Source organism: Stenotrophomonas sp. 610A2, assembly GCF_030549615.1.
Classification (GTDB): domain Bacteria; phylum Pseudomonadota; class Gammaproteobacteria; order Xanthomonadales; family Xanthomonadaceae; genus Stenotrophomonas; species Stenotrophomonas pigmentata.
The window spans coordinates 1,187,997-1,205,225 of sequence record NZ_CP130832.1 but is presented as its reverse complement, the minus strand read 5'-3'; the positions used below and the strand labels follow the sequence as shown (position 1 = coordinate 1,205,225).

General features: G+C 60.8%; 29 protein-coding genes. All 29 read right to left on the bottom strand.

What is annotated here, in order from left to right:
• Window positions 1-3: 3 nt before the first annotated feature.
• Window positions 4-519, bottom strand: a complete 516-nt coding sequence (locus Q5Z11_RS05365; RefSeq protein ID WP_303749040.1) for a disulfide bond formation protein B — start codon at window positions 517-519, stop codon at window positions 4-6.
• Window positions 520-664: 145 nt separating this feature from the next.
• Window positions 665-1,051, bottom strand: a complete 387-nt coding sequence (rplQ, locus tag Q5Z11_RS05360; protein ID WP_303749039.1) for a 50S ribosomal protein L17 — start codon at window positions 1,049-1,051, stop codon at window positions 665-667.
• 194 nt (window positions 1,052-1,245) lie between these two features.
• Entirely contained in the window at window positions 1,246-2,244 is a 999-nt protein-coding gene (locus Q5Z11_RS05355) for a DNA-directed RNA polymerase subunit alpha (protein WP_062169013.1), read from the bottom strand.
• A gap of 54 nt (window positions 2,245-2,298) precedes the next feature.
• Complete coding sequence (gene rpsD / locus Q5Z11_RS05350) at window positions 2,299-2,928, bottom strand: 30S ribosomal protein S4 (protein WP_057629607.1); 630 nt, start codon at window positions 2,926-2,928, stop codon at window positions 2,299-2,301.
• 14 nt (window positions 2,929-2,942) lie between these two features.
• Window positions 2,943-3,335: a 30S ribosomal protein S11 gene (gene rpsK, locus Q5Z11_RS05345; RefSeq protein WP_057629606.1), complete on the bottom strand. Its 393-nt coding sequence runs from the start codon at window positions 3,333-3,335 to the stop codon at window positions 2,943-2,945.
• 12 nt (window positions 3,336-3,347) lie between these two features.
• Window positions 3,348-3,704, bottom strand: a complete 357-nt coding sequence (gene rpsM / locus Q5Z11_RS05340) for a 30S ribosomal protein S13 (protein ID WP_057629605.1) — start codon at window positions 3,702-3,704, stop codon at window positions 3,348-3,350.
• Window positions 3,705-4,050: 346 nt separating this feature from the next.
• Complete coding sequence (secY, locus tag Q5Z11_RS05335) at window positions 4,051-5,406, bottom strand: preprotein translocase subunit SecY (RefSeq protein ID WP_303749038.1); 1,356 nt, start codon at window positions 5,404-5,406, stop codon at window positions 4,051-4,053.
• A 7-nt stretch (window positions 5,407-5,413) separates the two neighbouring features.
• A complete protein-coding gene (gene rplO / locus Q5Z11_RS05330) occupies window positions 5,414-5,857 on the bottom strand; it encodes a 50S ribosomal protein L15 (RefSeq protein WP_303749037.1) in 444 nt (147 codons plus the stop codon).
• Window positions 5,858-5,863: 6 nt separating this feature from the next.
• Window positions 5,864-6,055 (bottom strand): 50S ribosomal protein L30, encoded by a 192-nt coding sequence (gene rpmD / locus Q5Z11_RS05325; protein WP_303749036.1) that lies wholly within the window; start codon window positions 6,053-6,055, stop codon window positions 5,864-5,866.
• Window positions 6,048-6,590, bottom strand: coding sequence for a 30S ribosomal protein S5 (rpsE, locus tag Q5Z11_RS05320; RefSeq protein WP_282270259.1), 543 nt, complete (start codon window positions 6,588-6,590; stop codon window positions 6,048-6,050). The genes rpmD and rpsE overlap by 8 nt, the downstream gene beginning before the upstream one ends.
• 161 nt (window positions 6,591-6,751) lie before the next feature.
• On the bottom strand, window positions 6,752-7,105 hold the full coding sequence (rplR, locus tag Q5Z11_RS05315) for a 50S ribosomal protein L18 (RefSeq protein ID WP_303749035.1): 354 nt from the start codon (window positions 7,103-7,105) through the stop codon (window positions 6,752-6,754).
• 33 nt (window positions 7,106-7,138) lie between these two features.
• Window positions 7,139-7,666 (bottom strand): 50S ribosomal protein L6, encoded by a 528-nt coding sequence (gene rplF, locus Q5Z11_RS05310; RefSeq protein WP_303749034.1) that lies wholly within the window; start codon window positions 7,664-7,666, stop codon window positions 7,139-7,141.
• 15 nt (window positions 7,667-7,681) lie between these two features.
• Window positions 7,682-8,080 carry a 30S ribosomal protein S8 gene (gene rpsH / locus Q5Z11_RS05305; RefSeq protein ID WP_303749033.1) on the bottom strand — a complete coding sequence of 133 codons (399 nt, stop codon included), beginning with the start codon at window positions 8,078-8,080 and terminating at the stop codon, window positions 7,682-7,684.
• Window positions 8,081-8,295: 215 nt separating this feature from the next.
• Entirely contained in the window at window positions 8,296-8,601 is a 306-nt protein-coding gene (gene rpsN, locus Q5Z11_RS05300; RefSeq protein ID WP_062169030.1) for a 30S ribosomal protein S14, read from the bottom strand.
• An 18-nt stretch (window positions 8,602-8,619) separates the two neighbouring features.
• Window positions 8,620-9,162 (bottom strand): 50S ribosomal protein L5, encoded by a 543-nt coding sequence (rplE, locus tag Q5Z11_RS05295; RefSeq protein ID WP_062169033.1) that lies wholly within the window; start codon window positions 9,160-9,162, stop codon window positions 8,620-8,622.
• Between the two features lie 10 nt (window positions 9,163-9,172).
• On the bottom strand, window positions 9,173-9,490 hold the full coding sequence (gene rplX, locus Q5Z11_RS05290) for a 50S ribosomal protein L24 (protein ID WP_053519745.1): 318 nt from the start codon (window positions 9,488-9,490) through the stop codon (window positions 9,173-9,175).
• Between the two features lie 16 nt (window positions 9,491-9,506).
• Complete coding sequence (rplN, locus tag Q5Z11_RS05285) at window positions 9,507-9,875, bottom strand: 50S ribosomal protein L14 (protein ID WP_019186153.1); 369 nt, start codon at window positions 9,873-9,875, stop codon at window positions 9,507-9,509.
• Between the two features lie 13 nt (window positions 9,876-9,888).
• Window positions 9,889-10,158, bottom strand: a complete 270-nt coding sequence (rpsQ, locus tag Q5Z11_RS05280; protein ID WP_303749032.1) for a 30S ribosomal protein S17 — start codon at window positions 10,156-10,158, stop codon at window positions 9,889-9,891.
• Window positions 10,159-10,169: 11 nt separating this feature from the next.
• Window positions 10,170-10,355, bottom strand: a complete 186-nt coding sequence (gene rpmC, locus Q5Z11_RS05275; protein WP_054657204.1) for a 50S ribosomal protein L29 — start codon at window positions 10,353-10,355, stop codon at window positions 10,170-10,172.
• Window positions 10,355-10,768 (bottom strand): 50S ribosomal protein L16, encoded by a 414-nt coding sequence (gene rplP, locus Q5Z11_RS05270; RefSeq protein ID WP_282270271.1) that lies wholly within the window; start codon window positions 10,766-10,768, stop codon window positions 10,355-10,357. The genes rpmC and rplP overlap by 1 nt, the downstream gene beginning before the upstream one ends.
• A 5-nt stretch (window positions 10,769-10,773) precedes the next feature.
• Window positions 10,774-11,508, bottom strand: a complete 735-nt coding sequence (gene rpsC, locus Q5Z11_RS05265; RefSeq protein ID WP_057629592.1) for a 30S ribosomal protein S3 — start codon at window positions 11,506-11,508, stop codon at window positions 10,774-10,776.
• Window positions 11,509-11,526: 18 nt separating this feature from the next.
• Window positions 11,527-11,862 carry a 50S ribosomal protein L22 gene (rplV, locus tag Q5Z11_RS05260; RefSeq protein WP_303749031.1) on the bottom strand — a complete coding sequence of 112 codons (336 nt, stop codon included), beginning with the start codon at window positions 11,860-11,862 and terminating at the stop codon, window positions 11,527-11,529.
• 12 nt (window positions 11,863-11,874) lie between these two features.
• Window positions 11,875-12,144 (bottom strand): 30S ribosomal protein S19, encoded by a 270-nt coding sequence (gene rpsS, locus Q5Z11_RS05255; protein ID WP_057629591.1) that lies wholly within the window; start codon window positions 12,142-12,144, stop codon window positions 11,875-11,877.
• Between the two features lie 6 nt (window positions 12,145-12,150).
• Complete coding sequence (rplB, locus tag Q5Z11_RS05250) at window positions 12,151-12,978, bottom strand: 50S ribosomal protein L2 (protein WP_303749030.1); 828 nt, start codon at window positions 12,976-12,978, stop codon at window positions 12,151-12,153.
• A 10-nt stretch (window positions 12,979-12,988) separates the two neighbouring features.
• On the bottom strand, window positions 12,989-13,288 hold the full coding sequence (rplW, locus tag Q5Z11_RS05245) for a 50S ribosomal protein L23 (protein WP_057629589.1): 300 nt from the start codon (window positions 13,286-13,288) through the stop codon (window positions 12,989-12,991).
• On the bottom strand, window positions 13,285-13,890 hold the full coding sequence (gene rplD, locus Q5Z11_RS05240; protein ID WP_282270283.1) for a 50S ribosomal protein L4: 606 nt from the start codon (window positions 13,888-13,890) through the stop codon (window positions 13,285-13,287). Before rplD ends, rplW begins: the two co-directional genes overlap by 4 nt.
• Before the next feature lie 12 nt (window positions 13,891-13,902).
• A complete protein-coding gene (gene rplC, locus Q5Z11_RS05235; RefSeq protein ID WP_057629588.1) occupies window positions 13,903-14,553 on the bottom strand; it encodes a 50S ribosomal protein L3 in 651 nt (216 codons plus the stop codon).
• Between the two features lie 11 nt (window positions 14,554-14,564).
• The gene (gene rpsJ / locus Q5Z11_RS05230) at window positions 14,565-14,876 is read right to left on the bottom strand and encodes a 30S ribosomal protein S10 (RefSeq protein WP_010341589.1); all 312 of its coding nucleotides are present in this window, start codon (window positions 14,874-14,876) and stop codon (window positions 14,565-14,567) included.
• Window positions 14,877-16,011: 1,135 nt separating this feature from the next.
• Complete coding sequence (tuf, locus tag Q5Z11_RS05225) at window positions 16,012-17,202, bottom strand: elongation factor Tu (protein WP_303749021.1); 1,191 nt, start codon at window positions 17,200-17,202, stop codon at window positions 16,012-16,014.
• Between the last annotated feature and the right edge of the window lie 27 nt (window positions 17,203-17,229).

Sequence of the window (17,229 nt, the reverse complement as noted above, 5' to 3'; positions counted from 1 at the left end):
AAGTCAGATCAAACGTTTTTTGCGTGCGCGCAGACCGGCATACAGCGCCCAACCCGCAAGCAGTACAAACCACACCAGGCTCCACATCGGCATGCTCAGGCCGAGGAAGGTCCAGTCGATGTTGCCGCAGTCACCAGTGCCGGTCAGCACGGTGCGGAACACCTCGAACGGCCCCATGGTTTCAGCCAGGAAGCTCAGCGGCGGGCCACAGCTGCTGCCCAGGTCCTTCGGCAACAACTGCACGTAGACGTGGCGCCCGGCGATGCCGATGCCCACCACGGCTGCCAGGAAGGTCAACACGCCATAGCCGGCACGACCACCGCGACTGCTCGGCCCGTGCAATGCCCCGAGCAGGAACAACACGCCGACGGCGGCGAACGCGATGCGCTGGTAGATGCACAGCGGGCATGGCTCCAGCCCCATCTGGATCTGCATGTAGATCGCAAATGCGAGCAGGCCAGCACAGGTCAGCAAGCCCAGCAGGCACTGCGCGCGGAAACTCCAACGCAAAGGGTTCATCGCAACTTTCCGGATTGAACAATGCAACAAGAGTAACAGGCCATCCGCACGCGATCAGCAGTGATGGCAACCGTAACCACATGAACAAAAAAGCCCGGCCTAGGCCGGGCTTCTTCTGCATCCGTCGATTGACGGAAGCGTGCGATTACTCGCCGACTTCTTCCGCAACGGCGACCGGACGGTCAACCAGTTCAACGTAAGCCATCGGAGCGTTGTCGCCAGCGCGGAAACCGCACTTCAGCAGGCGCAGGTAGCCGCCCGGACGGTTGGCGTAGCGCGGGCCCAGGATGGTGAACAGGACGCCTACGGCTTCCTTGTCACGCAGGCGGGCGAACGCCAGACGACGGTTGGCAACCGAATCAACCTTGGCCAGGGTGATCAGCGGCTCGGCAACGCGGCGCAGTTCCTTGGCCTTCGGCAGGGTGGTCTTGATCAGCTGGTGCTTGAACAGCGACGCAGCCATGTTCTTGAACATTGCTTCGCGGTGGGCGCTGGTACGGTTGAACTTGCGGCCCGACTTCATGTGACGCATGGGTTTATTCCTTGGTTAATGGTGAGACGTTGGACTTCGTTGTCGCCGTCCTGGCGTTGAAAGTGGACTGCGGATGGTCCTGGTCGCCCGTCCTGGACGACCGGCATTGCGGCGTTGTTTAACCGTCAATGCGGGTACTGCTGAAACAATATTCCCCCGCATGGTCGCCCATGCGGGGGAACAGGTATTGCTTATCAGCCGAGCATGCCGTGAGCGGCGACACCGGCCGGCGGCCAGTTCTCCAGCTTCATGCCAAGCGACAGACCGCGCTGGGCCAGCACTTCCTTGATCTCGGTCAGCGACTTCTTGCCGAGGTTCGGGGTCTTGAGCAGTTCGACTTCGGTCTTCTGGATCAGATCGCCGATGTAGTAGATGCTCTCAGCCTTGAGGCAGTTGGCCGAACGCACGGTCAGTTCCAGGTCGTCGATCGGGCGCAGCAGCACCGGATCCACGCCGTTGTTGGCCGGCTTGGCCGCACCGCGATCGCGGTGGGTGAAATCACCGAACACCGACAGCTGATCGCTGAGGATGTCGGCCGCGGTGCGGACAGCTTCCTCGGCATCGATCGTGCCGTTGGTTTCGATATCAATGACCAGCTTGTCCAGGTCGGTACGCTGTTCGACGCGAGCGGCTTCCACCGCATAAGCGACGCGGCGGACCGGCGAGAACGAAGCGTCCAGCACCAGACGACCAATCGCACGCGATTCTTCGTCCGGACGACGACGTGCGGCAGCCGGCTGGTAGCCGAAGCCACGCTCGACCTTCAGACGCATGTTGATCGCAGTGTCCTTGGTCAGGTTGCAGATCACATGGTCGCCGTTGATCACTTCGACGTTGTGGTCAACCTTGATGTCGGCAGCGGTGACGACGCCCGGACCCTGCTTGGACAGGGAAACAGTGGCGCTGTCGCCGGTGTGCATACGGATCGCCACGTCCTTCAGGTTCAGCAGGACGTCAAGCACGTCTTCCTGCAGGCCTTCCAGAGTGGTGTACTCGTGCAGCACGCCGTCGATCTCGACTTCGGTAATGGCGAAGCCCGGGATGGACGACAGCAGCACGCGACGCAGGGCGTTGCCCAGCGTATGCCCGTAACCACGCTCCAAGGGTTCGATCACGACCTTGGCGCGGGTCTCGGTAAGGCGTTCGATCTGCGGACCGCGAGGACGCAGAACCTGGTTTGCGGTAACCGTCATGTTGCGGGTTCTCCTGCGAACCTCCGGTGCAACCCGGAGGTTCTCCATTGTGAATTACTTCGAATACAACTCGACGATCAGCGCTTCGTTGATATCCGCAGGCAGGTCCGCACGATCCGGAACGGCCTTGAAGACGCCGCTGAACTTCTTCGAATCGACTTCGACCCACGACGGGCTGAGGTCGTGCTGCTCGGCAACGACCAGGGCTTCCTGGACGCGCAGCTGCTTGGCAGCCTTTTCAGACAGCGCAATCGCGTCGCCGGCCTTGATCTGGTACGAAGCCAGGTTGACCGACTTGCCATTGACCGTGACGCCGCGGTGCGAGACCAGCTGACGAGCAGCCGGACGGGTCACTGCGAAGCCCATGCGGTAGACGACGTTGTCCAGACGGGTTTCCAACAACTGCAGCAGGTTCTCGCCGGTGTTGCCCTTCTTGGTCGAGGCCTTCTTGTAGTAGTTGCGGAACTGACGCTCCAGCAGACCGTAGATACGCTTGACCTTCTGCTTTTCACGCAGCTGGGTAGCGTAGTCGGACAGCTTGCCCTTACGGGCAGTGGCGCCGTGCTGGCCGGGCTTCTGCTCCAGCTTGCACTTGGAATCCAACGCGCGGGCCGGGCTCTTCAGGGAGAGGTCGGCGCCTTCGCGGCGGGCGAGCTTACAGGTAGGACCGATATAACGAGCCATTTCTTATCGCTCCTTTAGACGCGACGCTTCTTCGGCGGACGGCACCCGTTGTGCGGGATTGGCGTCACGTCGATGATGTTGGTGATCTTGTAGCCGACGTTGTTCAACGAACGTACGGCCGACTCACGGCCCGGACCCGGACCCTTGATGCGGACTTCCAGCGACTTCAGGCCGTAATCCAGCGCAGCCTTGCCAGCCTTTTCGGCGGCAACCTGAGCGGCGAACGGAGTCGACTTACGCGAACCACGGAAGCCAGCGCCACCGGAGGTCGCCCAGGACAGTGCATTGCCCTGACGGTCGGTGATGGTCACGATGGTGTTGTTGAACGAAGCGTGGACGTGGGCAACGCCATCAGTGATGACGCGCTTGATCTTCTTCTTGGTTTTTGCAGCAGCGGGCTTAGCCATTATCTAGGTCCCTTACTTCTTCAGAGCCTTGCGCGGACCCTTACGGGTACGTGCATTGGTCTTGGTGCGCTGACCACGCAGCGGGAGACCACGACGGTGACGCAGGCCGCGGTAGCAACCCAGGTCCATCAGGCGCTTGATGGCAATGCCGATTTCGCGACGCAGATCGCCTTCAACGATGTACTTGCCCACTTCCAGGCGCAGACGATCGATTTCCGGCTCCGACAGATCGCGGATTTTGGTGGTCGAAGCAACGCCCGCGACTTCGCAGACCTTCTTCGAACGGGTACGGCCGATGCCGTAAATGCTTTGCAACCCGACCCAGACGTGCTTCTGGGCTGGCAGGTTGACGCCTGCAATACGCGCCATGACGCGGTTCTCCAGCTGAGTGATGGCCGACTGCGCACCACGGGGCGCGCCAATCCGGCAGGATGGATCAAAAAAGTGAACTAGCGATACTAACAAGGCTTCGGTTTGCTTGGAAGTCGTGGAACATAACGTTCCACAGACCCGGCGTGGGGAGTGTGCCCATGCTCCGGCGCCGGATGTGCCTGGCAAGGAGAGTCATCTCCCAGCCGCCCGCGCTACTCCCGCGCGGAACAACCACATCACACCCCCACCCGAAACCGCTGCAGGGGCCGCCCTTCTGTTTGGAAACCCGCCCGGTTGACCAGGGCGGGTTTCGCGTAATTAAGCAACAAGTATAACTGGTGAATCAGCCGCGTGCAAAGCCGCCGCGGTTGCCGCCCTTCAGGTTGGCCTTCTTCAACAGGCTCTCGTACTGGTGCGACATCAGATGCGCCTGGACCTGCGCGATGAAGTCCATCACCACCACCACCACGATCAGCAGCGAGGTGCCGCCGAAGTAGAACGAGGCATTGAGCTGGGTACGCATGATTTCCGGCAGCAGGCAGACGATCACCAGGTACAGCGAACCGGCAGCCGTCAGACGAGTCAGCACGGCATCGATGTAATCTGCGGTGGCCTTGCCCGGACGGATGCCCGGAATCAGCGCGCCCGACTTCTTCAGGTTGTCAGCGGTTTCCTGCGAATTGAACACCAGCGCGGTGTAGAAGAACGCAAAACCGGTGATCAGGCCAGCAAACACGATCATGTGCAGCGGCTCGCCCGGACCCAGCGCGTTGGCAACTTTCTGCAGCCATGTGGCCGAGCTGGCCTGGCCGGACCACATTGCCAGCGTTGCCGGGAAGGCAAGGATGCTGGAAGCGAAGATGGCCGGGATCACGCCTGCCATGTTGAGCTTCAACGGCAGGAACGAGGTCTGGTTCATATAGGCATTACGGCCACCCTGACGGCGGGCGTAATTGACGGTGATGCGGCGCTGACCGCGCTCGACGAACACCACGAAGTAGGTGAAAGCCAGCACCACCAGCACGATGATCAGCAACGAGATGAAGCTCATGTTGCCGTCACGATAGGCTTCAACGGTGTGGATCACGGCAGCCGGCAGGCCAGCCACGATGCCGGCGAAGATGATCAGCGATACACCGTTGCCGATGCCCCGCTCCGTCACCTGCTCACCCACCCACATCAGGAAGATGGTGCCTGCGGTGAGCGCGATGATCGCGGTCAACACGAAGCCCATGCCCGGCGCGTAAACCACCGGTGCACCGCCCGGCGACACCTGGTTCTGCAGTGCCAGCGCAATACTGCCGCCCTGCACCACCGCCAGGAGCACCGCGCCGATGCGCGAATACTGCGTGATCTTGCGACGACCAGACTCACCTTCCTTCTGCATGGCCTTCAGGGCCGGGAAGATGTGGACCGCCAGCTGCATCACGATGGATGCCGAGATATACGGCATCACATTCAACGCGAAGATACTGAAACGGTGCAGGGCGCCGCCCGAGAACATGTTGAACATGTCCACGATACCGCCGCCCTGCGCCTGCATCAGCGCAAGCATGGCATCGGGATTGACGCCCGGCACCGGCACATAACAGCCGATGCGATAGACGAGCAATGCCCCAAGTACGAACAGGAGGCGTTGGCGAAGTTCCGTGAACTTGCCCGCCCCTGCCGCGAGTTTACCGATGCCAGCTTGCGCCATGTTCCAGTTACTCCTGTACGCTGCCGCCGGCAGCTTCAATCGCGGCCTTGGCGCCAGCAGTGGCGGAAACACCCTTCAGGGTGAACGCCTTGCTCAGCTCGCCCTTCAGGACGATCTTGACCTTCTTTGCAGCCGTCGGGATCAGCTTGGCGGCACGCAGTGCTGCCACGTCGATCTCACCAGCTTCCAGGCGATCAAGGTGGTAGGACAGCACTTCTGCAGTGTCCTTGGCCTTGTGCGAGAAGAAGCCGATCTTCGGCAGACGACGTTGCATCGGGGTCTGGCCGCCTTCGAAGCCAGCCTTGATCTTGCCGCCGCCCTTGCGAGCGAACGAACCCTTGTGGCCGCGGCCGCAGGTCTTGCCCAGGCCGGAGCCGATACCGCGGCCGACGCGGGTGCGCTCGGTGCGGGCGCCCGGTGCCGGGCTCAGTTCATTGAGACGCATAGTCATGGTCGATTACTCCTCAACCTGGACGAGGTACTGAACCTTGTTGATCAGACCGCGAACCTGCGGGCTGTCCTTCAGTTCACGCACATCATTGAGCTTGTTCAGGCCCAGGGCACGCACCGACAGGCGGTGACGCGACTGGGTGCCACGCAGGCCGCGCACCAGGCGCACCTTGACGGTCTTGACGATTTCATTAGCCATGGTTCAGATCCTCCAACTTCTTGCCGCGCTTGGCAGCAATACGGGCCGGGGACTGTGCACCGGCCAGACCCTTCAGGGTGGCACGGACCAGGTTGATCGGGTTACGCGAACCGGTTGCCTTGGCCAGGACGTTCTTCACGCCAACGGCTTCCAGCACGGCGCGCATGGCACCACCGGCGATGACGCCAGTACCTTCCGAAGCCGGCTGCATGAACACGCGAGCTGCGCCGTGACCATCCTTGATGGTGTGCCACAACGTGCCGTTGTTCAGATCAACGCTGACCTGGTTCTTGCGGGCCTGCTCCATCGACTTCTGGATGGCGACCGGCACTTCACGCGCCTTGCCATAACCGAAGCCGACCTTGCCTTCGCCATCACCGACCACGGTCAGTGCGGTGAAGGTGAACTGGCGGCCACCCTTGACGGTCTTGCTGACGCGGTTGACCGCGACCAGCTTCTCGATCATGCCGTCGTCGATTTTCTCTTCGCGGTTACGGTCGCGATCGCGACCCCGCTGCTGACGCTCTTCTGCCATTTCGATTCCTTGATTGATTGGGTATGTACGGCTCGATGCCGCTTATGGTTGTGAGTTGAAGCGATGTTTCGCCGGTCGCTGCATAAGAACGAAGGGCGCCCGGTACAAACCCGTACCGGCAGGCAGGCGGAAAGGGGCCAAAGGCCCCTTTCCTGTATTGCTTAGAACTGCAGGCCGCCTTCGCGGGCAGCATCAGCAAGAGCCTTGATGCGACCGTGGTAGCGGTAGCCCGAGCGGTCGAAAGCGACCTTCTCGATACCAGCAGCCTTGGCGCGCTCTGCAATCAGCTTGCCAACCTTGGTGGCGGCTTCCATGTTCTTGCCGCTCTTCAGGCCTTCCTTGACGTCGGCCTGTGCGGTGTTGGCAGCAGCCAGCACCAGGGAGCCGTCGGCAGTGAAGATCTGTGCGTACAGGTGCTGACCGGTGCGCAGGACCGACAAGCGCGCAACGCCCAGGGTACGGATGTGCGAACGGGTCGACTTGGCGCGACGCAGACGGGCGATGTTCTTGTTCATGTTCTTTATCCTCGAAAGCTGAAAACCTAGGAATTAGGCCTTCTTGGCTTCCTTGCGAATGATGACTTCACCGGCGTACTTCACACCCTTGCCCTTATAGGGCTCCGGCGGACGGAAACCACGGATCTTGGCGGCAACTTCACCGACAACCTGCTTGTCTGCGCCCTGCACGACGATTTCCGTCTGCGTCGGGGTCGACAGGGTGATGCCTTCCGGCGCCACGAACACGACAGGGTGGGAGAAGCCCAGCGACAGATTCAGGTCCTTGCCCTGCATGGCAGCGCGGTAACCCACGCCGACCAGCTCCAGCTTGCGCTCGAAGCCTTCGGACACGCCCTGCACCATGTTGGCCAGGATCGCACGCACGGTGCCGGTCAGCGCATCGAAGGAAATATCCTTCGGGCTCAGCGTGGCAACGCCGTTGTCGAGAGTGATTTCAACGCCAGCGGCCTTGTTCAGCGACAGGGTGCCCTTCGGGCCCTTCACGCTCACAACTTCCGGCTGGATGGTCAGTTCAACGCCCTTGGGCAGGTTGATCGGCTTCTTGGCTACGCGGGACATAGTGGACTCCTTCCCTTAGGCCACGAAGCACAGGACTTCGCCGCCGACGCCCAACTGGCGCGCCTGCGCATCAGTCATGATGCCCTTGGAGGTGGAAATGATGGCGACGCCCAGGCCGTTCAGGACCTTCGGCAGATCGGACTTGCCACGGTACTGACGCAGGCCCGAACGCGAGAAGCGCTTCAGGGTCGCGATGACCGGCTTGCCTTCGAAATACTTCAGGACGATTTCAAGCTCGGCCTTGTTGTTTTCGATGTTGTTGACGCGCAGGTCAGTGATGTAACCCTCGTCCTTCAGGACCTGGGCAATAGCCACCTTGACCTTGGACGACGGGGCTTTCACCGTCTGCTTGCCAACCGCGGCCGCATTCTTGATGCGGACCAGCAGGTCGGCGATGGGATCAGTCATGCTCATGTAGATACCTTTGAGTGCACCGATATCCGCTTTCGCGAAAATCTTGTGTTTTCCTGGGATGGGCCAGGGCCCTTTACGCACCTGCCACCCTTTTCGGGCAGGCAAGAAGCGGGATTGTACAACAAAAAGTCCGACTTGCGTCGGACTATTTGCTTTGCCTTCAGGTTGCCCTTCCGGCGACCTGACCGGGCCTTGCGGCCCGGTCGGGTTATTGCTTACCAGCTTGCCTTGCGCAGGCCCGGCACGTCACCGCGCATGGTGGCTTCGCGCAGCTTGTTGCGGCCAAGGCCGAACTTGCTGTACACGCCACGCGGACGACCCGACAGCTCGCAACGGTTGCGGTGGCGGCTCGGCGACGAATCGCGCGGCAGCTTCGACAACTTGATCACGGCTTCAGCCTTCTCTTCGTAGCTCGCGTCCACCGAGGACACGATCTTCTTCAGAGCTGCACGCTTGTCGGCGTACTTCAGAGCCAGCTTCTTCCGCTTGATGTCGCGGTTGACCATTGAGGTCTTTGCCATTTCTGTATCCTCGACGAATCAGTTACGGAACGGGAACTTGAACGCTGCGAGCAGCGCCTTCGCTTCCGCGTCGGTCTTGGCGGTGGTGGTGATGGCGATATCCATACCGCGGATCGCGTCGACGGCGTCGAAGTCGATTTCCGGGAAGATGATCTGTTCCTTCACACCCATGTTGTAGTTGCCACGACCGTCGAACGAACGACCCGACACGCCGCGGAAGTCACGCACGCGCGGCAGCGAGATGTTGATCAGGCGATCCAGGAACTCAAACATGGTGTCACGACGCAGCGTGACCTTGCAGCCGATCGGCCAACCATCACGGATCTTGAACGAAGCCACCGAGACGCGCGACTTGGTGACCACCGGCTTCTGGCCGGTGATCTTGGTCATGTCGGCAACGGCGTTCTCAAGAACCTTCTTGTTGGTCGCAGCTTCGCCCACACCCATGTTCAGGGTGACCTTGACCAGGCGCGGCACTTCCATCGGATTGGTGTAACCGAACTGCTTGGTCAGCGCCGGTACCACTTCTTCCTTGTAAAACTTTTCGAGACGTGAATTCATCGGTCAGTCCTTAGGCGTCCAGCGCCTCACCGCTGGAGCGGAACACACGCAGTTTGCGTCCATCCTCCAGCACCTTGAAGCCAACGCGTTCGCCCTTGCCCGAAGCCGGGTTCAGCACATTCACGTTGGAGATATGGATCGACGCTTCACGCTCGACCACGCCGCCGGCAACGCCTGCCTGCGGGTTCGGCTTGGTGTGGCGCTTGACGATGTTCACGTTGGCGACGACCACGCGGTCGCCGTCTACGCGGACGACTTCGCCCTGCTTGCCCTTGTCCTTGCCGGTGTTGACGACAACCTGGTCGCCCTTCTTGATACGGTTAGCCATGACTATCTCCTGGCGCTCACAGAACTTCGGGAGCGAGCGAGACGATCTTCATGAACTTCTCGGAACGAAGTTCACGGGTCACCGGTCCGAAGATGCGGGTGCCGATCGGCTCTTGCTTGTTGTTGAGCAGGACCGCAGCGTTGCCGTCGAAACGGATCAGCGAGCCATCGGCGCGACGCACACCCTTGCGGGTACGCACCACGACGGCGTCATACACTTCACCCTTCTTGACTTTGCCGCGCGGGATTGCGTCCTTCACGGTGACCTTGATGATGTCGCCGATGTGGGCATAACGGCGCTTGGAACCACCAAGCACCTTGATGCACATCAGTTCCTTGGCACCGGAATTGTCCGCAGCATCAAGGTAGCTCTGCATCTGGATCATGAGTCAGATCTCCTTATTCAGCCGCACGCGTGATGACTTCCACCACGCGCCAGTTCTTGGTCTTGGACATCGGAGCAATCTCGGTCACGCGCACGACATCGCCTTCATTGCAGGCGTTGTCGGCGTCGTGTGCGTGCAGCTTGGTCGAGCGCTTGATGTACTTGCCGTACAACGGGTGCTTGACCTGGCGCTCCACCAACACGGTGACCGTCTTGTCCATCTTGTTGCTGACGACACGGCCTTCGACCGTGCGCAGCGTCTTCTTTTCAGTATTTTCGCTCATCGCAGCCATCCTTACTTCGTGCTGCCGATCAGGTGCTTGACGCGAGCAATCTCGCGACGCACCCGGCGGGTTTCGTGGGTCTTCGGCAGCTGGCCGGTGACCTGCTGCATACGGAGCGAGAACTGCTCCTTACGCAGGTCGGTCAGGTGGGCCTTGAGTTCGTCAGCCGACTTCTCGCGGAGTTGTTTGATGTCCATCAGCGCACCGTCCGGGTTACGAAAGTGGTGGTCACCGAGAGCTTGGCAGCGGCCAGGCGGAACGCCTCGCGTGCCACTTCCTCGGTCACACCCTCGACTTCATAAATCATGCGGCCCGGCTGGATCTGGGCGACCCAGTATTCCACGCCACCCTTACCAGCACCCATTCGGACTTCGATGGGCTTCTTGGTGATCGGCTTGTCGGGGAACACACGGATCCACATCTTGCCACCGCGCTTGACGTAGCGGCTGATCGAGCGGCGAGCCGCTTCGATCTGACGCGCGGTCAGCTGACCGTGGGCAGTAGCCTTCAGGCCGAACTCGCCGAAGCTGACGGCATTGGCGCTCCAGCTCAGGCCGTCATTGCGGCCCTTGAACATCTTGCGGTATTTGGTTCGCTTGGGTTGCAACATTGCCGTTACCTCGCTTCACGAGCCGGGCGCGACGGACGGTCACCGCGGTCGCCGCGATCGTTACGATCGTTGCGCGGGCTGTCGTCCTGCTTTTCCTGGCCAACCTGGGAGAAATCAAAGACTTCACCCTTGTAGATCCAGACCTTGATGCCGATGATGCCGTAGGTGGTGCTGGCTTCAGCGAAACCGTAGTCGATATCCGCACGCAGGGTGTGCAACGGCACGCGGCCTTCGCGGTACCACTCCGAACGGGCAATTTCAGCGCCGTTCAAGCGGCCGCCGACGTTGACCTTGATGCCCAGGGCACCCAGGCGCATCGCGTTGCCGACCGAGCGCTTCATTGCGCGGCGGAACATGATGCGGCGCTCCAGCTGCTGCGCGATCGACTCGGCAACCAGCTGTGCGTCCAACTCCGGCTTGCGCACTTCGGTGACGTTGATGTGCGCCGGGACGCCCATCATTTCGCTCACTTCCTTACGCAGCTTTTCGATGTCCTCACCACGCTTGCCGATCACCACGCCCGGACGAGCGGTGTGGATCGTCACGCGAGCCGTCTTTGCCGGACGCTCGATGAGGATCTTGGAGATGCCAGCCTGAGCAAGCTTCTTGCGCAGCATCTCGCGAACTTTCAGGTCGGCTGCCAGGTAACCAGCAAACTCGGCCTTGTTGGCGTACCACTTGGAGTTCCAGTCCTTGGAAATACCGAGGCGGATACCAACCGGATGAACTTTATGACCCATGGTCTTTATCCTTTCCGCTTACTTGCCGGCGCCCACAACCACAGTGATGTGGCTGGTGCGCTTGAGGATGCGGGTACCGCGGCCTTTCGCCCGCGCCATGAAACGCTTCAGGGTCGGACCTTCATCAACCATGATGGTCTGGACCTTCAGCTCGTCGATGTCAGCGCCCTGGTTGTTTTCGGCATTTGCGATAGCCGACTCCACCACCTTCTTGATCAGGTGGGCAGCCTTCTTATCCGAAAACTTCAGCAGGTTGACCGCACGCTCGGCCGGCAGACCGCGCACCTGGTCAGCGACCAGACGGGCTTTCTGCGCAGAGATGCGCGCGGAGCGCAGGATTGCTTTCGCTTCCATTGTCATCTCTCCTTACTTGCCCGACTTCTTGTCGCCACCGTGACCCTTGAAGGTCCGGGTGACGGCAAATTCGCCGAGCTTGTGGCCGACCATGTTCTCGTTGACGAGCACTGGAACGTGGTTCTTGCCGTTATGAACGGCGATGGTGACGCCTACCATTTCCGGCAGGATCATCGAACGGCGCGACCAGGTTTTGATCGGCTTCTTGCTGCCCGCAGCGGCCTCCACCTTCTTGACGAGGTGGTGATCGACGAACGGGCCCTTCTTGAGTGAACGTGCCATGGTCGATTAGCCCCTACGATCGCGGACGATGAACTGCTGAGTGCGCTTGTTATGGCGCGTCTTGTAACCCTTGGTCGGAACGCCCCACGGGGTGACCGGATGCGGATTACCCTGGCCGGCCTTGGCTTCACCACCACCGTGCGGGTGATCCACCGGGTTCATGGCGGCACCGCGGACGGTCGGCTTGACGCCGCGCCAGCGCTTGGCACCAGCCTTGCCCAGCTTCTCCAGGTTGTGCTCGTCGTTACCGACTTCACCAATGGTGGCGCGGCATTCGATCGGCACCTTACGCATTTCACCCGAGCGCAGACGCAGGGTGGCGTAGATACCTTCACGAGCGACCAGCTGCACGCCTGCACCAGCGGCACGAGCGATCTGAGCGCCCTTGCCCGGCTTCAGCTCGATCCCGTGGACGGTGGTACCGACCGGGATGTTGCGCAGCGGCAGGGTGTTACCGGTCTTGATCGGGGCGTGAGCGCCCGAGATGACCTGGTCACCAGCCTTCAGGCCCTTCGGGGCGATGATGTAGCGACGCTCGCCGTCGACGTAGCACAGCAGGGCGATATGGGCAGTGCGGTTCGGATCGTATTCGATACGTTCCACGCGTGCCGGAATGCCTTCCTTGTTGCGCTTGAAGTCGATCAGACGGTAGTGCTGCTTGTGACCACCACCAACGTGACGGGTGGTGATGCGACCGTGGTGGTTACGACCGCCGGACTTGCTCTGCGGCTCCAGCAACGCAGCATGCGGCGCGCCTTTGTGCAGATCAGGAGTGACCACGCGCACGGCCGAACGACGGCCGGGAGAAGTGGGTTTGAATTTCATCAATGGCATGGGATGTACCTCAGGCCTTGGCCGTTACATCGATGGACTGGCCATCGGCGAGACGCACATACGCCTTGCGCCAATCGCCGCGGCGGCCTGCGCGATTACGGAAGGACTTGTTCTTGCCCTTCACGTTCAGCACGTTGACCGACTCGACCTTGACGTCGAACAGCTGCTCAACCGCGGCCTTTACATCGGCCTTGGTGGCTTCGTTCGAAACTTCGAAGACGTATTGGTTGGAGATTTCCTGCAGGCGCGCGGTCTTTTCAGAGACTCGCGGTGCACGCAGCACGCTGAAGATTTTTTCGTTGGCGCTCATGCCAGCCACTCCTCGACCTTCTTGACCGCGTCAGCGGTGATGACGACCGTGTCGGCACCGACCAGCGAAACCGGGTCCAGCCCCTGCACGTCACGCACCTGCACATACGGCAGGTTGCGAGCGGACAGGTACAGGTGCTCGGAAGCTTCTTCGGTGACGATCAGCGGACGCTTGCCCACTTCCAGGCCAGCCAGCTTGGTGGTCAGGGCCTTGGTGCTGGTCGCTTCGACATCGAACGACTCAACGATGGTCAGGCGACCCTGGCGGTTCAGCTCGGACAGGATGGCGCACATGGCGGCGCGATACTGCTTGCGATTGACCTTCTGTTCGAAGCTACGCGGCTTGGCCGCGAAGGTGACACCACCGCCGACGAAGATCGGAGCGGTCAGGGCACCGTGACGAGCGCCACCACCCTTCTGCTTCTTCGACTTCTTGGTGGTACCAGCCACTTCAGAACGCGTCTTCTGTGCCTTGGTGCCCGAACGTGCGGCGTTGCGGTAGGCAACGACGACCTGGTGAACCAGATCTTCGCTGAAATCGCGACCGAACACGGCTTCGGAGACCGAGACCTTGTTGTTGCTACCCGTGATAACGAGTTCCATCGTCATCTCTCCTTATGCCTTGCTAGCCGGACGCACGATCACGTCACCACCGGCTGCGCCAGGCACGGCGCCGCGGATGGCAATCAGACCACGCTCGACATCGACCTTGACCACTTCCAGGTTCTGGGTGCTCTGCTGCACCGAACCCATGTGGCCGGACATCTTCTTGCCCGGGAAAACGCGACCCGGGGTCTGGCGCTGGCCCAAGGAACCCGGCGCGCGATGCGACAGCGAGTTACCGTGGGTTGCATCGCCCATACGGAAGTTGTAGCGCTTGATGGTGCCCTGGAAGCCCTTACCCTTGGTGACGCCCTGGACGTCAACCGTCTGGCCGACTTCAAAGATGTCTGCCTTGATTTCGCCACCGACGGCGAAATCGCCGATCTGTGCGTCTTCAACGCGGAATTCCCACAGGCCGCGGCCAGCTTCAACCTTCGCCTTGGCGAGGTGACCAGCTTCCGGCTTGTTGACCAGTGCAGCGCGACGCGCGCCGACAGTCACCTGCACTGCGCTGTAGCCGTCGGTTTCAACGGTCTTGATCTGCGCGATGCGGTTCGGGGTGGCTTCAATCAGGGTCACCGGGATGGACTGGCCATCTTCGGTGAAAACGCGGCTCATGCCAGCCTTGCGGCCCACGAAGCCCAACGAATATTTCTTCGTCATGGTCGTAGTCCTCAGGTCAGCTTGATCTGAACGTCGACGCCGGCAGCCAGTTCGAGCTTCATCAGCGCGTCCACGGTCTTGTCGTTGGGGTCGACGATATCGAGCACGCGCTTATGCGTGCGGGTCTCGTACTGGTCACGCGCGTCTTTGTCGACGTGCGGGGAGACGAGGATGGTGTAACGCTCGATCTTGGTGGGCAGAGGGATCGGGCCACGCACTTGCGCGCCGGTCCGCTTTGCCGTTTCAACGATCTCGCTGGCCGAACGGTCGATCAAACGATGATCAAACGCCTTCAACCGAATTCGGATCTTTTGGTCCGCCATGACGGTATTCCTATGGGTCTAAAGAGCGACAGGTTCGGCCCCTATGTGTGCCGAACCCCATGAAAACGACGTTTAGCGCCGAAGCACTGCCCGTCGCGCGAATCCTTTCATAACAGCAGGGCGGCCCGGTTTCCCGGCCCGCCCCAGACTTGTTCAAACGCACGAAAAACACCCCGTTGAACGGAGTGCCTCCCATGCGACCTGTCCTTGTCTGGCGAATACGAGGCGCGTCCTGCTCCTCTTTTCGCTGGTTGCGGAATTCCCGTAAACGAGCACTTCCGCGAGTGGTCGTGCATTCTGTCAGTATTCTTTTCCTATTGCAACTCACCCCTCTGCCGAGGTATGGGGTCCTTCAGCTAACAGCCGGATTTACGGGGTTTCCCGCGCATATGCGGGTTTTGGCCTTGGCAACTGCGTAGATGATCTGCGCGGATGCGGGTATCCCGGCTAACTGGGGGATGAATGGACAGATGGCAGATGCGGTAGCGAAAAGGCCGGGAGACCCGCATGACGGCACTGCGTCGAGCACCCCACCCTATCCAGACGCAGCAATTGTGCCGGCCGCAGCCAGGCAAACCCTGAACAGGCCTGAATGTGAATACCTCGACCCCGCCACTTCCGCCGGGAGCGGCATTATCCACGCCGGCGAAGCCGAAGTACAAATCCATCCCGGCTGCAGCCTGCAGCCTGCAGCCTATTCAGGTTTTTCAAACTTTCCGCGAAAAGCTGCCCTCACCCCAACCCCTCTCCCGTAAACGGGAGAGGGGCTCGGAATGCGTGGGTCGCTAGGGGACTGCGGGCTGGCGGAGTACTGGCCCCTCTCCCGTTTACGGGAGAGGGGTTGGGGTGAGGGAAAGCTTTTGACCTTTGACTTTTAGCTTTTTGGCCTTTGACTCCCAGCTTCTGGCTTCTTCAGCCAATTGAAGCCTTGAGCCCTCAAAGCTCATGACACTTGAAGCTTTTGGCGCCGAAACCTCCCAGCCCCTCAAGCACCAGGCTCTTCAAGCCACAAGCGTCAAACACGCACACCACACGAAACCCCGGCCTCACCCCACCCACAAAACAAACAATAAAAAAGGGCGGCCCGGAGGCCGCCCTTCTTCAACACCTTGCTTCGCGAGGAAGCGCAGCGCTATTAGGCGATGATCTTTGCAACCACGCCGGCGCCGACGGTACGGCCACCTTCGCGGATTGCGAAGCGCAGACCTTCGTCCATTGCCACCGGGTTGATCAGGGTGACAACCATCTTCACGTTGTCGCCCGGCATCACCATCTCGACGCCTTCCGGCAGCTCAACCGCACCGGTGATGTCGGTGGTACGGAAGTAGAACTGCGGACGGTAGCCCTTGAAGAACGGGGTGTGACGGCCGCCCTCATCCTTCGACAGCACGTACACCTCAGCTTCGAACTGGGTGTGCGGCTTGATCGAGCCCGGCTTGGCCAGAACCTGGCCACGCTCAACGTCGTCACGCTTGGTGCCGCGCAGCAGCAAACCGGCGTTGTCGCCTGCCTGACCCTGGTCGAGCAGCTTGCGGAACATTTCCACACCGGTGACGGTGGTCTTCTGGACCGGACGGATACCGACGATTTCGATTTCTTCGCCGACCTTGATCACGCCACGCTCGATACGACCGGTCACCACGGTGCCGCGGCCCGAGATCGAGAACACGTCTTCCACCGGCATCAGGAACGGCTTGTCGACGTCGCGCTCCGGGGTCGGGATCCAGCTGTCCAGTGCATCGACCAGCTTCAGGATGGCCGGCACGCCGATGTCGCTCTGGTCGCCTTCCAGCGCCATACGAGCCGAACCGTGCACGATCGGGGTGTCGTCGCCCGGGAAGTCGTACTTGCTCAGCAGCTCGCGGACTTCCATTTCGACCAGTTCCAGCAGCTCGGCATCGTCAACCATGTCGGCCTTGTTCAGGAACACGACGATGTACGGCACGCCGACCTGACGCGACAGCAGGATGTGCTCGCGGGTCTGCGGCATCGGGCCGTCAGCAGCCGAGCAGACCAGGATCGCGCCGTCCATCTGGGCAGCACCGGTGATCATGTTCTTGACGTAGTCAGCATGGCCCGGGCAATCCACGTGGGCGTAGTGACGGGTCGCGGATTCGTACTCAACGTGCGCGGTCGAGATCGTGATGCCACGTGCCTTTTCTTCCGGCGCGGCGTCGATCGAGGAGTAATCCTTGAACTCGCCACCGAAGCGCTCAGCACCGATCTTGGTCAGTGCGGCGGTCAGCGTGGTCTTGCCATGATCGACGTGGCCGATGGTGCCGACGTTGACGTGCGGCTTGGTACGTTCGAACTTACCCTTGGACATATGTAATTCCTTGATTAGCTAAAACTT

What these genes read in the sequence shown, in the direction of transcription:
- Q5Z11_RS05365 (WP_303749040.1), bottom strand. Translation starts at nt 519, where the DNA reads ATGAACCCTTTGCGTTGGAGTTTCCGCGCGCAGTGCCTGCTGGGCTTG.
- rplQ (WP_303749039.1), bottom strand. Translation starts at nt 1,051, where the DNA reads ATGCGTCACATGAAGTCGGGCCGCAAGTTCAACCGTACCAGCGCCCAC.
- Q5Z11_RS05355 (WP_062169013.1), bottom strand. Translation starts at nt 2,244, where the DNA reads ATGACGGTTACCGCAAACCAGGTTCTGCGTCCTCGCGGTCCGCAGATC.
- rpsD (WP_057629607.1), bottom strand. Translation starts at nt 2,928, where the DNA reads ATGGCTCGTTATATCGGTCCTACCTGTAAGCTCGCCCGCCGCGAAGGC.
- rpsK (WP_057629606.1), bottom strand. Translation starts at nt 3,335, where the DNA reads ATGGCTAAGCCCGCTGCTGCAAAAACCAAGAAGAAGATCAAGCGCGTC.
- rpsM (WP_057629605.1), bottom strand. Translation starts at nt 3,704, where the DNA reads ATGGCGCGTATTGCAGGCGTCAACCTGCCAGCCCAGAAGCACGTCTGG.
- secY (WP_303749038.1), bottom strand. Translation starts at nt 5,406, where the DNA reads ATGGCGCAAGCTGGCATCGGTAAACTCGCGGCAGGGGCGGGCAAGTTC.
- rplO (WP_303749037.1), bottom strand. Translation starts at nt 5,857, where the DNA reads ATGACTATGCGTCTCAATGAACTGAGCCCGGCACCGGGCGCCCGCACC.
- rpmD (WP_303749036.1), bottom strand. Translation starts at nt 6,055, where the DNA reads ATGGCTAATGAAATCGTCAAGACCGTCAAGGTGCGCCTGGTGCGCGGC.
- rpsE (WP_282270259.1), bottom strand. Translation starts at nt 6,590, where the DNA reads ATGGCAGAAGAGCGTCAGCAGCGGGGTCGCGATCGCGACCGTAACCGC.
- rplR (WP_303749035.1), bottom strand. Translation starts at nt 7,105, where the DNA reads ATGAACAAGAACATCGCCCGTCTGCGTCGCGCCAAGTCGACCCGTTCG.
- rplF (WP_303749034.1), bottom strand. Translation starts at nt 7,666, where the DNA reads ATGTCCCGCGTAGCCAAGAAGCCGATCAACCTGCCCAAGGGCGTTGAA.
- rpsH (WP_303749033.1), bottom strand. Translation starts at nt 8,080, where the DNA reads ATGAGCATGACTGATCCCATCGCCGACCTGCTGGTCCGCATCAAGAAT.
- rpsN (WP_062169030.1), bottom strand. Translation starts at nt 8,601, where the DNA reads ATGGCAAAGACCTCAATGGTCAACCGCGACATCAAGCGGAAGAAGCTG.
- rplE (WP_062169033.1), bottom strand. Translation starts at nt 9,162, where the DNA reads ATGAATTCACGTCTCGAAAAGTTTTACAAGGAAGAAGTGGTACCGGCG.
- rplX (WP_053519745.1), bottom strand. Translation starts at nt 9,490, where the DNA reads ATGGCTAACCGTATCAAGAAGGGCGACCAGGTTGTCGTCAACACCGGC.
- rplN (WP_019186153.1), bottom strand. Translation starts at nt 9,875, where the DNA reads ATGATCCAGATGCAGAGCTACCTTGATGCTGCGGACAATTCCGGTGCC.
- rpsQ (WP_303749032.1), bottom strand. Translation starts at nt 10,158, where the DNA reads ATGAGCGAAAATACTGAAAAGAAGACGCTGCGCACGGTCGAAGGCCGT.
- rpmC (WP_054657204.1), bottom strand. Translation starts at nt 10,355, where the DNA reads ATGGACATCAAACAACTCCGCGAGAAGTCGGCTGACGAACTCAAGGCC.
- rplP (WP_282270271.1), bottom strand. Translation starts at nt 10,768, where the DNA reads ATGTTGCAACCCAAGCGAACCAAATACCGCAAGATGTTCAAGGGCCGC.
- rpsC (WP_057629592.1), bottom strand. Translation starts at nt 11,508, where the DNA reads ATGGGTCATAAAGTTCATCCGGTTGGTATCCGCCTCGGTATTTCCAAG.
- rplV (WP_303749031.1), bottom strand. Translation starts at nt 11,862, where the DNA reads ATGGAAGCGAAAGCAATCCTGCGCTCCGCGCGCATCTCTGCGCAGAAA.
- rpsS (WP_057629591.1), bottom strand. Translation starts at nt 12,144, where the DNA reads ATGGCACGTTCACTCAAGAAGGGCCCGTTCGTCGATCACCACCTCGTC.
- rplB (WP_303749030.1), bottom strand. Translation starts at nt 12,978, where the DNA reads ATGCCATTGATGAAATTCAAACCCACTTCTCCCGGCCGTCGTTCGGCC.
- rplW (WP_057629589.1), bottom strand. Translation starts at nt 13,288, where the DNA reads ATGAGCGCCAACGAAAAAATCTTCAGCGTGCTGCGTGCACCGCGAGTC.
- rplD (WP_282270283.1), bottom strand. Translation starts at nt 13,890, where the DNA reads ATGGAACTCGTTATCACGGGTAGCAACAACAAGGTCTCGGTCTCCGAA.
- rplC (WP_057629588.1), bottom strand. Translation starts at nt 14,553, where the DNA reads ATGACGAAGAAATATTCGTTGGGCTTCGTGGGCCGCAAGGCTGGCATG.
- rpsJ (WP_010341589.1), bottom strand. Translation starts at nt 14,876, where the DNA reads ATGGCGGACCAAAAGATCCGAATTCGGTTGAAGGCGTTTGATCATCGT.
- tuf (WP_303749021.1), bottom strand. Translation starts at nt 17,202, where the DNA reads ATGTCCAAGGGTAAGTTCGAACGTACCAAGCCGCACGTCAACGTCGGC.